This window comes from Mucilaginibacter sp. NFR10 (assembly GCF_900100445.1).
Classification (GTDB): domain Bacteria; phylum Bacteroidota; class Bacteroidia; order Sphingobacteriales; family Sphingobacteriaceae; genus Mucilaginibacter; species Mucilaginibacter rubeus.
The window spans coordinates 1,020,578-1,033,299 of the sequence record NZ_FMTV01000001.1 but is presented as its reverse complement, the minus strand read 5'-3'; the positions used below and the strand labels follow the sequence as shown (position 1 = coordinate 1,033,299).

General features: G+C 44.3%; 15 protein-coding genes. 4 read left to right on the top strand and 11 right to left on the bottom strand.

Annotation, left to right across the window (positions count from 1 at the left end; translation table 11 throughout):
* Positions 1–162: 162 nt before the first annotated feature.
* The 7 genes from BLP33_RS04330 to BLP33_RS04300 form a co-directional block, all read right to left on the bottom strand.
* Positions 163–372, bottom strand: coding sequence for an Rrf2 family transcriptional regulator (locus BLP33_RS04330; RefSeq protein WP_254780056.1), 210 nt, complete (start codon positions 370–372; stop codon positions 163–165).
* 85 nt (positions 373–457) lie between these two features.
* A complete protein-coding gene (gene ric, locus BLP33_RS04325) occupies positions 458–1,420 on the bottom strand; it encodes an iron-sulfur cluster repair di-iron protein (protein ID WP_090525215.1) in 963 nt (320 codons plus the stop codon).
* A 233-nt stretch (positions 1,421–1,653) separates the two neighbouring features.
* Entirely contained in the window at positions 1,654–2,022 is a 369-nt protein-coding gene (locus tag BLP33_RS04320; RefSeq protein WP_090525213.1) for a response regulator, read from the bottom strand.
* Positions 2,023–2,063: 41 nt separating this feature from the next.
* On the bottom strand, positions 2,064–3,275 hold the full coding sequence (locus BLP33_RS04315) for a hypothetical protein (RefSeq protein ID WP_090525211.1): 1,212 nt from the start codon (positions 3,273–3,275) through the stop codon (positions 2,064–2,066).
* Positions 3,275–3,607: a metal-sulfur cluster assembly factor gene (locus tag BLP33_RS04310; RefSeq protein ID WP_217633104.1), complete on the bottom strand. Its 333-nt coding sequence runs from the start codon at positions 3,605–3,607 to the stop codon at positions 3,275–3,277. Before BLP33_RS04310 ends, BLP33_RS04315 begins: the two co-directional genes overlap by 1 nt.
* On the bottom strand, positions 3,600–4,886 hold the full coding sequence (locus tag BLP33_RS04305; RefSeq protein WP_139159927.1) for a heme-copper oxidase family protein: 1,287 nt from the start codon (positions 4,884–4,886) through the stop codon (positions 3,600–3,602). The genes BLP33_RS04310 and BLP33_RS04305 overlap by 8 nt, the downstream gene beginning before the upstream one ends.
* Before the next feature lie 2 nt (positions 4,887–4,888).
* Positions 4,889–5,704, bottom strand: a complete 816-nt coding sequence (locus BLP33_RS04300) for a DUF2249 domain-containing protein (RefSeq protein WP_090525207.1) — start codon at positions 5,702–5,704, stop codon at positions 4,889–4,891.
* 489 nt (positions 5,705–6,193) lie between these two features.
* Between BLP33_RS04300 and BLP33_RS04295 the strand changes: the two genes are divergently transcribed.
* Positions 6,194–7,006: a universal stress protein gene (locus BLP33_RS04295; RefSeq protein ID WP_090525205.1), complete on the top strand. Its 813-nt coding sequence runs from the start codon at positions 6,194–6,196 to the stop codon at positions 7,004–7,006.
* A gap of 48 nt (positions 7,007–7,054) precedes the next feature.
* Here BLP33_RS04295 and BLP33_RS04290 read toward each other — a convergent pair whose 3' ends face one another.
* The 3 genes from BLP33_RS04290 to BLP33_RS04280 are packed head-to-tail and all read right to left on the bottom strand — an operon-like array spanning position 7,055 to position 10,785.
* A complete protein-coding gene (locus BLP33_RS04290) occupies positions 7,055–8,266 on the bottom strand; it encodes an acetate/propionate family kinase (protein ID WP_090525203.1) in 1,212 nt (403 codons plus the stop codon).
* Positions 8,267–8,274: 8 nt separating this feature from the next.
* Complete coding sequence (pta, locus tag BLP33_RS04285) at positions 8,275–10,380, bottom strand: phosphate acetyltransferase (protein WP_090525200.1); 2,106 nt, start codon at positions 10,378–10,380, stop codon at positions 8,275–8,277.
* Between the two features lie 30 nt (positions 10,381–10,410).
* Positions 10,411–10,785, bottom strand: coding sequence for a hypothetical protein (locus BLP33_RS04280; RefSeq protein ID WP_090525198.1), 375 nt, complete (start codon positions 10,783–10,785; stop codon positions 10,411–10,413).
* Positions 10,786–10,821: 36 nt separating this feature from the next.
* Here BLP33_RS04280 and BLP33_RS27775 point away from each other — a divergent pair, with 36 nt between their 5' ends.
* On the top strand, positions 10,822–10,947 hold the full coding sequence (locus BLP33_RS27775; RefSeq protein ID WP_255485223.1) for a hypothetical protein: 126 nt from the start codon (positions 10,822–10,824) through the stop codon (positions 10,945–10,947).
* Between the two features lie 52 nt (positions 10,948–10,999).
* Here BLP33_RS27775 and BLP33_RS04275 read toward each other — a convergent pair whose 3' ends face one another.
* The gene (locus BLP33_RS04275) at positions 11,000–11,461 is read right to left on the bottom strand and encodes a DUF3659 domain-containing protein (protein WP_139159926.1); all 462 of its coding nucleotides are present in this window, start codon (positions 11,459–11,461) and stop codon (positions 11,000–11,002) included.
* 196 nt (positions 11,462–11,657) lie between these two features.
* Between BLP33_RS04275 and BLP33_RS04270 the strand changes: the two genes are divergently transcribed.
* Entirely contained in the window at positions 11,658–12,056 is a 399-nt protein-coding gene (locus tag BLP33_RS04270) for an HYC_CC_PP family protein (RefSeq protein ID WP_090525192.1), read from the top strand.
* Between the two features lie 128 nt (positions 12,057–12,184).
* Positions 12,185–12,688: a DUF3347 domain-containing protein gene (locus tag BLP33_RS04265; RefSeq protein WP_090525190.1), complete on the top strand. Its 504-nt coding sequence runs from the start codon at positions 12,185–12,187 to the stop codon at positions 12,686–12,688.
* Positions 12,689–12,722 lie beyond the last annotated feature (34 nt).

Genomic DNA, 12,722 nt, shown 5'->3' with positions numbered 1-12,722 from the left:
CCTGTTTGTTGAATAATTTTTTTTTATTTTAAAACGAACTTATTTTGCTGGTAATCGCTTACCAGGTCTCGAAGGGATTTTTTGTTAAATTCGAGGAGCAGTTGTGTCCGTACCGTCTTGATTTCGTCATGCACCGGACAAGGCTTCGTGTCGGAACAGTTTTTAAGTCCAAGTATGCAGGCATTGAATAGCCCGGATAATATCAATCAGGTAAACCTTGGCGGAGTTTTCAATATAAAAACCACCGTGCGGACCTTTGCTGGAGGAAATGACGCGCTTTCGGGATAACCCCTGCAGGATCCTGGCAGTGAAATGGACAGGTGCACCTATCGCTTCAGCGACCTCTGAGATGCCGGTCTTTTCTTTGGTCAAGGTCTTATAACCAACATATACTGCCGCCCTGATGGCATATTCACATGATTTAGATAATAACACTACTATCCTTTCAACTTAAAACCTATAATTGAGAATTATCTTTTAACTGCTGTTCGAGTTGAACCGACTTCGGAAACAAAATATTATTTTCGAGGTGTACATGTGTGTGCAGGTCATTTTCAAACTCCTGCAACTTTTGGAAAAGGATACGATACGAGGTACAGGCATCTTCCGGAAGCGTATAGTTATTTGTCATTTGCCTGATCTCTTCGAGTTCTTCTCCCGCTCCTTCGTGCTCCATCTCCATCATTTGAATGGGATTCATAACCCCTCCAAACGGCGCCGGCAACACAGCGGTACCTAATTCCCGGGCTGTCACCATATCCCTGATATAAGGAAAAAGGATGCGCTCCTCTTTAATCATGTGCATGCTCAGTTCCTGTGCCACCGTAGCGAATACGTTAGCCACCCTAACCAGTTCGGGGTGTTTGTCCCCATGTACACGCGCCACTTTTGTTGCAAGTTCACCAATAAAGGGAATATTGTCACGTACATATTTATGATGGACATTTACTACGTAGTCACTTAAAAAATCAAGAGCCCAGTCCTGAAAATTATGCGCATTTACATATTCTCCGTTATCCGCCGACTGCAGTGCGAGCTTCACTTCTTCAACGGCAAGCCCTTTTTTCACGCAGGCTTCTGTTAATGTTTTTTTGCCGCCGCAGCAGAAATCAATGCCGAGTTTTTTGAAAACCATCGCCTTCCTATAGTCTTTAGCAACAATCTCACCAATTGTCTCTTCCTGGTTATGCGGGTTCTTTTTACCAATCAGAACCCTCCAAACCTCCGGGCCGCTCATCAGATATTCCCAGTTAAAGATCTGTCCGCGCTCTGCCAGCAACTGATAATAAAGCGGTTTGGGGTCATGATCATTGTGAATGATCAATTCCTCACCGCCGGTCAGTTCATCGAATCTCTTAAAAATAGTGGGATGTTTTAGTTTTGGTTCAATGACCGTTACATCCAAAATTTGTGTTTCCATTTGTTATTAATTTAATAGAAGACAAATTTATCCTTTATTATTGTTCTTGTATATTTTAGGCTGTTCTTTTTTCGTAAATGTGATAACAATCAATTTTTAAAGCGCAAAAGTGACCGCGCTCATTAGCTACGGCTGAAACTTTGAAAAGCATTGCCGTAAATTCAGTAAAAAATAGTCATGGCACGTTAACCCGATATTTGAGGCAAATTACCGGGCGTTCAACCGAAGAGAAATCAGATTATGTCCAGGCACTTCCGGATACAGTTGATAAGCTCAGCTTCGTCATATGGTTTAATGAGATAGTTTTGTATTCCCATCACTTTTGCTATGTCCTGGTCCCTCTTTTCGGAAAGTGCAGTGGTAAAGATAAAGGGGATGTTTTTTTTAAGGGAATCCTGTTGAAGCTGATTGAACACATCGTATCCACTAATACCCGGCATAACTACATCCGAAATAATCAAGTCCGGGTGTAAATCAGTTAGGTCCAATCCTGCCTCGCCGCAGTCGGCAACCAGCACTTCGAAACCGTAAAGCTCCAGCAGCTCTGCTGCGTTTTCCCGAATGTCCTGGTTGTCTTCGATTAGGAGAACTTTGTTTTTCATATCCGGCGTGTTAATCCAAAAATAAATATTTGAATCTGATTTTATACGCTAACTGCCTCGCTTTTTTTTGAACTACCTAAAATTAGCAGCCCAAAATAGCCGACCCCGCATAGCAGCAACAGTATGGATAGCAACAATAATTGGGGCTCGACATCCTGAACTATTATTCCGACAAGTTTTAAGGCGGGTTCAACAAATAATATCACGAGATATGCGAAAGTCAACACTATATAACTTCCGTTTATGATCTGCAATTTTTTTCCGGCGCCGAAAAAGCCGGCTTGCTTAAACTGATCGAGTATGACTGGTGTCACGATGCCCAATGTCAGCAAATGAATATAGCCAATGATGATATTACGGTCACTGAAAGCCCATCTGCCAATGACGGGAATACATACCAGGGTTTGGAAAACGGTTTTTAAGGTGATGGCCAAAAATGCAACTTTTAACAGCAAAGGCAGTTTCAGCAGCCGCGCTTTCCGACCCCGGCATATCATAAACCACGCGGTAAGATTACCCGTAGCCGCAATTCCGGCTATCAGAAAAACCCAACCGGCAGGGTTGCTCCACAAGGTAAAAATTAAATACAGCGGCAGGTTCGACCAGATTAATAGTTGATATACCCAACGCCGCGGATTGGTTGGGCACATATTAAAATAGGTGATTTCAACCAACGCAATGGCCGCCAACTGCATCCAGCCATTCAACTGAAAATGCAGGTAAACATAAATTGCATCCTGGTACACTGCCGTGCCTTTTAATCCCATAACCATAAGCGGCTCCAGGGCTAAAGGGCCCAGTGAGGAAAAGCAGAGAAAAAACAAAGCGCCAAGGGTCAATTGGCGCGCGCCTTTTGAAAGTTGCCGTGTTTCCTTTAAACTTTTCAGGAACTGCCGGGTAAAATAATAAGTACTTAAAATAAAAAACGTCGAAAAAATAATAGAGACTGTTTTGTAGCCCTGAAAGGAGAAACTAACCAGCATGCCATAAGCACTTACGAGTGTTGCATTAAGGGCATACAGGAACTTCCGGCGTCTTTGAACAGGCGAAACCCGTCCGGCCAATAGCATGGCCAATCCAAGAAAGGCCCACCCGGCAAAAGCGAAATGCGAGTGAGCATGCAGCAAAAAAATATAGTTTAAATGAGGCACAAAGGCGATATGCATCAGCCTGAGCACCACGCCAAAAACAGCAAGCACCACAAAGCTGCCTCCTGCCCAATAATGATACCTGCCTTTACTTATCCAGTCCATTATCCCCACAACTGTTTTTTGCCTTCTTCGGTAATATTGTCAAAGCCCCATGCTGGTTCCCAGGTGAGTTGCACATCTGTCTTGTAGTCCACAAATCTGGCTTGAAGGCAATTGGCCACCCCCTGCAAAATGGCTTCACCCACCGGGCAACTGGGTGACGATAAGGTCATTACCACCACCAGCATCCTCACTGTGCTATTTGCCCTGATAGTATAAACAAGTCCCAAATCAATGATATTGACATGAAGTTCAGGGTCAATAATGGATCGTAAGCGCTCCCATGCTTCCATTTCTATGTAGGTATCAGGATCGGTAATGTCAAAGCTATGCATGGCCGGTTGTTTTTTTGTGGGTAAGGACCCTGGTTAAATTTAAAAGATAGCAAAGCGCCGTTAACAGCAGGCAACCTGAGGCAATACGCGCAGGCGCAGCCAGGCCGGATAACGCCATAGTGATCATGGATAATATAAAACCGGTAAAGGCAATACCCTGGATGATCAGTAATTTTTGACTGTATAGATCCGAAGGTAAAGGCGTAGGTTCTTTGCCGGTGCCTGGGCCATAAATTTTTAGCCAAACCAGGAAAGGCAAAGTTTTAAACGCCTGCCCCAGGATCAGTAAAGAAAGCCAGCCCATTAGCACCAATAGCCCGTATAGTTTAGTAAGCGCAATGCCTTGTGCGGTATTTTGAACATGCGCGTTAATAATGAGCGGCTGTATCAGCAATGCAGCCAGCAGCAATATAAAAGACAACATAGTGTACATCATGGGCAAATCCAACTTTCTTTTCATTCTTGACCGGTAACACTGGATTAAATAAATGAAATATATGATAAACGCTGCAGCTGGAAGCAGTGCGATGAGATAGGTCCGGTTATTGATACCTTCCAGGTATGTATCAATCACAAATGCAAGCAGGCCGCCATTCAACAGATAATAAACCCAATCAAGCAGCCGCAAATTCTGTTTGCGGGACACCAAGAACATCGGTACCAATTTACTGCTTACCCCTATCACCAACAATAAAAACCAGCCTCCCATTCCCATATGCGCATGGAGCCTTAAAAACTGAAGGTGATCCTGTGGCAGAAAGGCGTAATGGAGGTTGAATACCAGCAAAACCCCAAGAACACCGGTGGCCAGCAACCAGATACAAGAAGTATTGATCATTTCCTGATGAATGTTCTCCTTTTTGTTCTTTAACCTTTTTCCAGTCAGAAAAATAACAATGGAAAAGCCAAGCATGCCGGTTAGCAGCAGCAGAGCCCCTCCCTGCATACATAAACCTGGTTCAAAACGCCAGAAAGAGCAAACCAACAGGACAAGCCCGCTCAAAAAAGCGACGAATGATAACCAGGGCAAACGATAGCCTGACAAACCTGTTTCAAGTATGACCGGTACCAGTTGATACGCTGCACCGAAAATAACCATGGTAACCCAGCCCAACGCGGCAAGATGGGTAATGGCTAATAATTTCGGCTGAAAATAGTGCCCGGCAAAATCTGCCGAGGCAAAGAAAAACAAGACGCCGATAAGCACAAAACAAACCGCTGAAGCCAGGTAGTGAGCCCTTACAATAGGGTATAATTCGGGATGCTGTTTAGTGATCATATTCATGGCCTATAGATAAACAGGATAACTGCTTCCGCTGTTTCCATGACGCGAAAGTCAAAACCTCTTTCTTTTAATACCGGGAGCAGATGAACTGGGACTTTTCGATGCCGGACATACAAGGCTTCAGTGGTCTTCAGCGTTTCCAGCTTGTCAAGGATCATAGTCATAGGCTTAGGCATTTGGAAAGGCCTGACATCCATAATGTGCAATTGATAGGCTTTCATAAGTTCCGTGAGCCCATCTGCTTCAACCGATAATTCCGATATATCCATTATAAGCTCATCAGGTTGGGCCTCTTTCTTTAGGAAATAAGTATTCACAAGTTCCGGTCCCGCGATGTCAATAAACGAACGGTATCCCTTATTTTCCAGGAGGTTGATTAACGGCACAGGTTCAAAAGTATTGATCACTTTAAGCACCTCGCCATTTTTAAGCCCGGCCGCCGTAGTAAGGATCATTTTTAAAGGGTCATTTCCTGCCGCCAAAATCGGTCTGACATCGAGGTCGATAATTTTATTAAAAGAAGCAGCAAGCGAAAGCGGTAACCTGTCAACTTCAACAGCTTCGTGCGCCGCTTTAAATCCAAGCGGTTTAAGGACGTCAAAAAATTCATTCAGCGAGCAGCCTGCTATCCTGCAAGCCTGAGCAACGGATACCCGTTTGGCTAAAACCTTTCTGAGCACAGGGTTTTTCAGCCGGTTAAAATTTTTATTGAGTTCGGTAAGTTTTTGGATTATCAGCTCTTCGTTATACTTCAGCAGATCACTTATTAGGCTATTAGCATTCAATACAATGTGTATTTCTGACGGTTCCATTTTTTTATGAGTTGATGGACAAATGTAAATAATAAAAGATAAAATTATCTTTTATTATTTAGAAAGGTGACGTAAAGATTACGTTTACCCTGCTGCGATATTTTTTGCGTCAGTCACCCATCGATCAAATGGCTGCCAACAATTGGTTTCCTGTTCTCTTTCTGCCCACATTATCTACGCTATTTTTAAAAAGCCCTATCTCCTAAAATAAACTTTTCAAAATGGCCCGGCGCTATGGCAGTTGATCTTCTCCCTGATTGCCTTCTGGTTTCCCTGCAGTTGTTAGTAATTGTGATCATTTTTTAAGCTGATCAACGTCATGTTGAAGTTTAAAGCCATTCTTGATCTTTGTTTTTAAGAAACCACCGATAAAAAAGCAGAACAGGTCGCACTGTTTAACTAAGCTATTTATGGTACAAAGGGTCTTCTACTTTTACGAGCCTGTATTTAATGGTTTTATGAATATTAACAAAACAACCAGTTACCCATATGAAAACTATAATTGCTGCAACAGACTATTCGCCGGCTGCTGAAAACGCGGTAACCTATGCCGCCGCTTTGGCCAAACATTTCAACTACAGGCTCCTGCTTTTTAATGCCTTCAGCTTATCCCTGCACGAATCGAATACGCTCCTGCCAGCTTCAACTGTAAGCGACCTGGAGGCAAAAAATCAAGACCGGCTTGCACAACAAGCAGCAATAACTGCACTGATTCACGACATCACTGTCAGTTATGAAACCAGTTATACGCCGGTTACAGATGAATTACAAAACCTGGTAAAAAAGCACAATGCTTCGCTGGTAGTGCTTGGCATGGCCCCTGAAAGCCAGGACTGGATTTTGGGCAATACAACTACAACTGCCATCAAAAATTTGGCTTTCCCTGTACTGGTCGTCCCCATTGGCGCCCGGTTCAAAGGGTTAAAGAAAATCCTGCTGGCATGTGATGTGGCTAATGACCAGCCCGTACAGTTACTTTCCACGATTCGGAATGAAGTTATTGCTTTCGAATCGCCGGTGGAGATTTTTTATGTTAATAAAGAAGCAGCTGAAATAAAACCTGTTCAGGACACAGTGCCTCATACTTTCCAGGCAGCTGGTATTGATTGTGTTTATAGAGAAACTAATTCAACTAAAATCGTTGCCGAATTAAAAAAAGAGCTTATAACTTGTGGCGCCGAGTTGTTGATCATGATCCCCAAAAAGCACGGCTTTTGGTCTTCACTTCTTCACCGAAGTAAAACCCGCCAATTGGCTACCGGGCTGAACATACCGTTACTTGCTGTTCCGATGAGTTCATGAACTTAAGTAATGATCCCCAGAATTATAAAATATTTGCCTGAGGATCAGTTACCGCCCGGTGGTTTCACCGAGCAATTGCCTGCACTGCCGGGCAATTTCCAATTCTTCATTGGTGGGCACCACCAATATTCTGGCACGGGAAGCCGGTGCACTAAGATCACGAATCCCATTGCCTTTTTCTGAATTTTTTGCGTTATCCAGCTTAATGCCTAAAAAATCCATATTCCGGCAAACGAGGTCGCGTGCCAGGGCATCATTTTCACCAACCCCAGCTGTAAACACAATTGCATCAAGCCCGTTCATTGCAGCGGCATAAGCGCCAATAAATTTTTTAATCCGGTAGGCATACATCTCATAAGCAAGCTCCGCCCGGTCATTCCCATTATTATAAAGCGCGCTGATATCCCGCATATCATTATGACCGGTAAGCCCTTGCATGCCGCTTTGTTTGTTTAACAACGTAGTAAGCTGTTCTGTACTGTAATTTTCTTGTTCTGAAAGGTATAATAATACCGAGGCATCAATGCTTCCGCTTCTTGTTCCCATGATCAACCCATCAAGTGGAGTAAGCCCCATACTTGTATCCACGCTCTTTCCGCCGTTAACAGCGGCCATGCTGCAGCCATTACCAAGGTGAATGGTAATGAGTTTTGCATCTGTATGATTAAGATATTTCATTGCTTCACCACTAACATACTGATGACTTATGCCATGAAAGCCATAAACACGAATGCCGTGGTTTTTATAAAAAGAGTCGGGTATAGCATACCTAAAAGCTTTTTCGGGTAGCGATGTATGAAACGCGGTATCAAATACAGCAATCTGTACAGCCTGGGGGAAAATCTTTTCTGACACTTCGATACCCTTTATATGCCCCGGATTATGCAAAGGCGCCAGTGGGTACAGTGCTTTGATCTTGTCTTTTACCCCGGGCGTAATGACTGTGGTACCGGTAAGTTTTTCGCCGCCATGAACTACACGATGGCCAACCGCGCCCACTTGTCCCGAATCGCGGATCACCGCGATACCATCCCTGATGAGCAGTTCGCCCACAGCCTGCATGCCGGCTTCGTGATCGGGTACCTGTTGTTGAATATACAACACTTTTTCTTCGTCATGCTGCCTGTATTTATGAGTGATCAGCGCATCCGGCTGACCGATGCGTTCAACCAGGCCACTGCAAAGCGGGCTGCTTGAATCCTGAGAAAACAACTGGTATTTGATAGAGCTGCTGCCCGAATTGATAACAAATATTTCCATATGTAAAATTATAGTGAGGCCGGGCTATCCTGACTTTGGATGGCAGTGATAATAACGGTATTAAAAACATCATCAACAGTGCAACCGCGGCTAAGGTCATTAACCGGTTTATTCAACCCCTGCAGCATCGGCCCAATGGCCAGGGCTCCCGTTTCCCGCTGTACCGCTTTGTAAGTGTTATTTCCGGTATTCAGATCAGGGAAGATCAATACGCTTGCCTTGCCTGCAACTTCCGAACCGGGCATTTTCTGGCTGCCAACTACCGGATCTACAGCGGCATCATATTGTATGGGCCCTTCTACTTTAATATCGGGCCGTCTGTCACGCACCAATTGGGTAGCTCGCCTAACCTTTTCCACGTCGGCCCCTGAACCTGATGTGCCCGATGAATATGAAAGCATTGCAACACGCGGTTCAATGCCAAAACGCAGGCTGTTATCTGCCGACGAGATAGCTATCTCGGCCAGTTCTTCGGCAGTAGGGTCGGGATTTACCGCGCAATCGCCAAATACAGAAACACGGTCGGCCAGGCACATAAAAAAAACAGATGACACAGTAGAGATGCCGGGCTTTGTTTTGATAAACTGCAGAGCGGGGCGTATGGTATGCTGAGTGGTATGAACGGCCCCGGAAACCATTCCCTCGGCATGCCCTTTATAAACCATCATCGTTCCAAAATAAGATACATCCGTCATGAGGTCCCTCGCCATTTCGAGGGTTACGTTTTTACTTTTACGCAGCTCATAGAGTGTTTGAACATAATCTTCGTAATGAGGCGAACTGGCCGGGGGTATAACGGTTACCTTATTGAGATCAAGGTCAATGCCCAACCGTTTCACCGACGCGGCTATTTCTGCAGGATCGCCAAGCAGGATGATGTTAACCAACTGCTGGGCAATCAGCCTTGCGCTCGCCTGCAGGATGCGGTCGTCATTCCCTTCGGGCAGTACAATTGTTTTGCGTTCCCGCTTAGCCCATTGAGTGAGCTGGTATTGAAACATGTGCGGCGTCATCACATTGGAATGATATGTTACCAGCATTTTATCAAGGGCGGCGATATCTATATAACGGTTAAATGTTTCTGTAGCAAGCCGTATTTTTTTAGTATTATCCGCTGTAATACGGGCTTTAACCGCTGCCACCTGGTTAGTTGTTTCAAAAGTGCCTGACCCGACAGCGAGGATAGGGACAACGTTCTGCAATCCTTCAATCAACCTCATCACTGGTTCTTCCGGAATTGCGCCTGCCGTAAGTATAATGCCGGCCACGCGGGGATAACTGGCAGATTGATTGGCTTGCAACGAGCTGATGACAATATCTCCCCTGTCGCCAGGTGTAACGATCAAAACATTCTCCTTCAGATAATTCAAAAAATTGGGCACCTGCATGGCGCCGGTCACAAAGTTATCAACCTGGTTTCCGAGGTGTTCACTACCAAACAGCAACCTGCCGTCCAACTTTTCAAAAATATCGTGAACAGTTGGGTTTTCCAGGCCCGGATCAGCGGGTATAACCGCGATAAGTATATTTTCAGACAATTGCGCACGCAGCAATTGTTGTACATCTGCAGCCTGATCGGCCTGTACCCTGTTGACAACAACCGCTAATACCTGAATATCCTGCGCCTGGTAAGCCTGCTTGAAATTCAGCGCATCCTGAACAATTCCGGCAGTGGTTTTCCCCACGCCCGATACAAGGAGTAAGACGGGGGAGTTCAGATTTTTGGCGATGAGCCGGTTAGTTTCAAACTCAAATGCCGTTCCCTGCCCTTCAAAATCACTCCCTTCAACTACAGTAAAATCGCACGTCGCTTCTAAGGCCTTAAACCGTGCGATAATCGCGTCGATCATGTCGCCCTGGTGCTGATCTTTGATCTGCTGCATAGCCCCCTGCCGGGTAAATACATAGGTATCCCGATAAGTTTGCGGTAGTTGAAAATGTGCCAAAACCGTTTCAATATGGGTATCTGGCTGCTCTTCCGGGCCAAACGGTATAATGGGTTTCAAATAACCTATCTTTTGTGCCCGGCCAAGCAGCATAGCCACCAGGCCCAATACAATAACTGATTTGCCGCTATAGGGTTCGGCCGAAGTGATATAAATACTTTTTGTCAAAACCTTTATAAATTAAGTTTTCTTGTGGAACTAAGCAGCCCGCCTTATGCCTGTAAACGCCAATTTAAGGTCCTTCATTGCCAATAAAGCACCCCCTACCCTGATCTGTAAACTGATAAAGTCATCTATCAGCGATAACCCGATCACAGCTCCCGGAACAACGATCAATTGTTCTATTTTGTTTATGAAATGAAGAATATCTTTATGCAGGTCATGTTGCTCAAGCATAGCGGAGTGCAGCCCTTCTTCCATATGCCTGGCCGGGCTTTTTTCGCCAGCCAGCAGTTTTGTTAAAAAGGCATGCTCATTATCCATGAAGGCCAGGTCTGCCAGCCATTGTTTACCAGTGAGGTAAATTTCCTGAAGTTCAAATTCCAGTTCGGTGTCTTCGATAAGTGCTTCCATCGTTTGAATATTTTATAGTACAAATATCGTTGCCGGATGAAATCTGATAAGGGTAAACAATCAAAAACAAAAATGATCTCCGTCATATTTAACTACGGGCTGAGCAGGATAGTGGGGATACAACCCTCGCTTAAAAACAACAACTATGAAAGTGCTGATTAGCAGCTTTGAATTAGCAAACAGAAAAGGGAGTATGTTGTGATACTCCCTTTAATTAATGCACCGGGTGTGGCGTATTTTTCTTTTTCAGCCAGAAACAATGCGCGGCGCATGCATGCAGTTTATAATTTTTGTGTGTCGTGCCAAGGTTATGTCCTGCGGGATCAAGGATTTCGCATTCTTCGGCGTCCTTATCCTTAACTTTAAGTACGGTTTCACCCTCATTATTAAAATAAAAACCGTCTTTCCTTGCTTTGCCCAATTTATTGCCCTTGGCATCGATCACGTTACCGTCCCGGTCGATAAAATAAACCTTGTTGCCCTGGGCATCTTTTACGATATCATCTTTGCTGATATACCCGAGCAGCGTACCGCCGTGATCATGGATTTCACCTTTTTTATTAATATGAATTTCGCTGGCGGGAACACTCTTAGGTTCTGTTTGCGCAAATGCAGGTACGCTATTCCATAATAGCGCAGCTGTAATAAACAAAATAGCTGTGATTAGTTTTTTCATGATTGTTTTTTTTTCCAAAGTACCGGCATTTAAAAAAGCAAATCATTGATCATCAGCATGTAAAAAAGTAATGGTTATCATTTATTGCAAGGATGGTTTATTCTATGTTTGGAAGGTGATCTATCCCAAAAAAACATAAAAAGAAAAAGAAATTCTATAAACAACACTTTACTAATTTGCTCATATTTGTACCGTGATGAAGAAACTGTTCGTAACTTTTTTAGCTGTGCTGTACCTCGGGGTTTCTTCGGGTGCAACATTGCATTATCAGTACTGCATGGGCAGGCTGGTCAAAGTTGCGTTGTGGCATGATGAGCAGGGCAAAAAATGCAATACTTGCGGTATGAACTACCATGGCAAGGCTGCAAAAAAATGCTGTACAGATAAACACCAGCAACTGAAATCGGAAAAGAGCAGCTCACTTACGTACAGCCAGATTGGCCTGGGCACAAGCCCCGCATTGTTGGTTATACCGCTTTTCGGGTTAGTGCCTTACAATTACCTGCCGCTGAAAATTAGTCATCCGGTTGGCCAGTCACCGCCGCTTGTCACTACCCTACCTGTTTTTTTACGCAACTGCACATTCCGCATTTGATTTTCCTTTTGCTTCAATCCGAAGCCCGGTAGCTTTCTTATGGCTACCCTGCAACCCTAAAACTTCTTTAATCTATAGTTTCCTGCTACGGCGGGAAATGATATTCATTACTTAATCATTTCTATATCATGAAAAAGATTCAAATTTTCGTTTTCGCCATCATCATGCTATTTGCTTTTAACCAGGTTAAAGCACAAAACACTTCATCCAAAGCGGATGTACTTTCGGCCTATTATGGCGTAAAAAACGCCCTGATCAGCGGCGACGCGTCTGCAACCAATGCCAAAGCCAAAATGTTGCTGGCTGCAATCAGTTCATTTCCGGTCGACAAGCTTTCAGCAGCTGATAAAACTAGCTGGACAAAATATGCGGATAAGTTGCAGTTCGATGCCCGCCATATTTCGGAAAGCGATGATATCACGCATCAGCGTGAACATTTTGCCAGCCTTTCAGAAAACATGTTCGCCACCGTACAGGCAATCAAACTGAACAATGCCCCTGTTTACCGCGACTATTGTCCGATGAAAAAATCATATTGGTTAAGTGAAACTGCCGCTATTCAAAATCCCTACTACGGCAATCAAATGTTAACCTGTGGCGCTGTAAAAGAAACTTTACCTGCAGCTAAGTAATTAAAGGGCCGGGGCATATACTCCGGCCTTATAT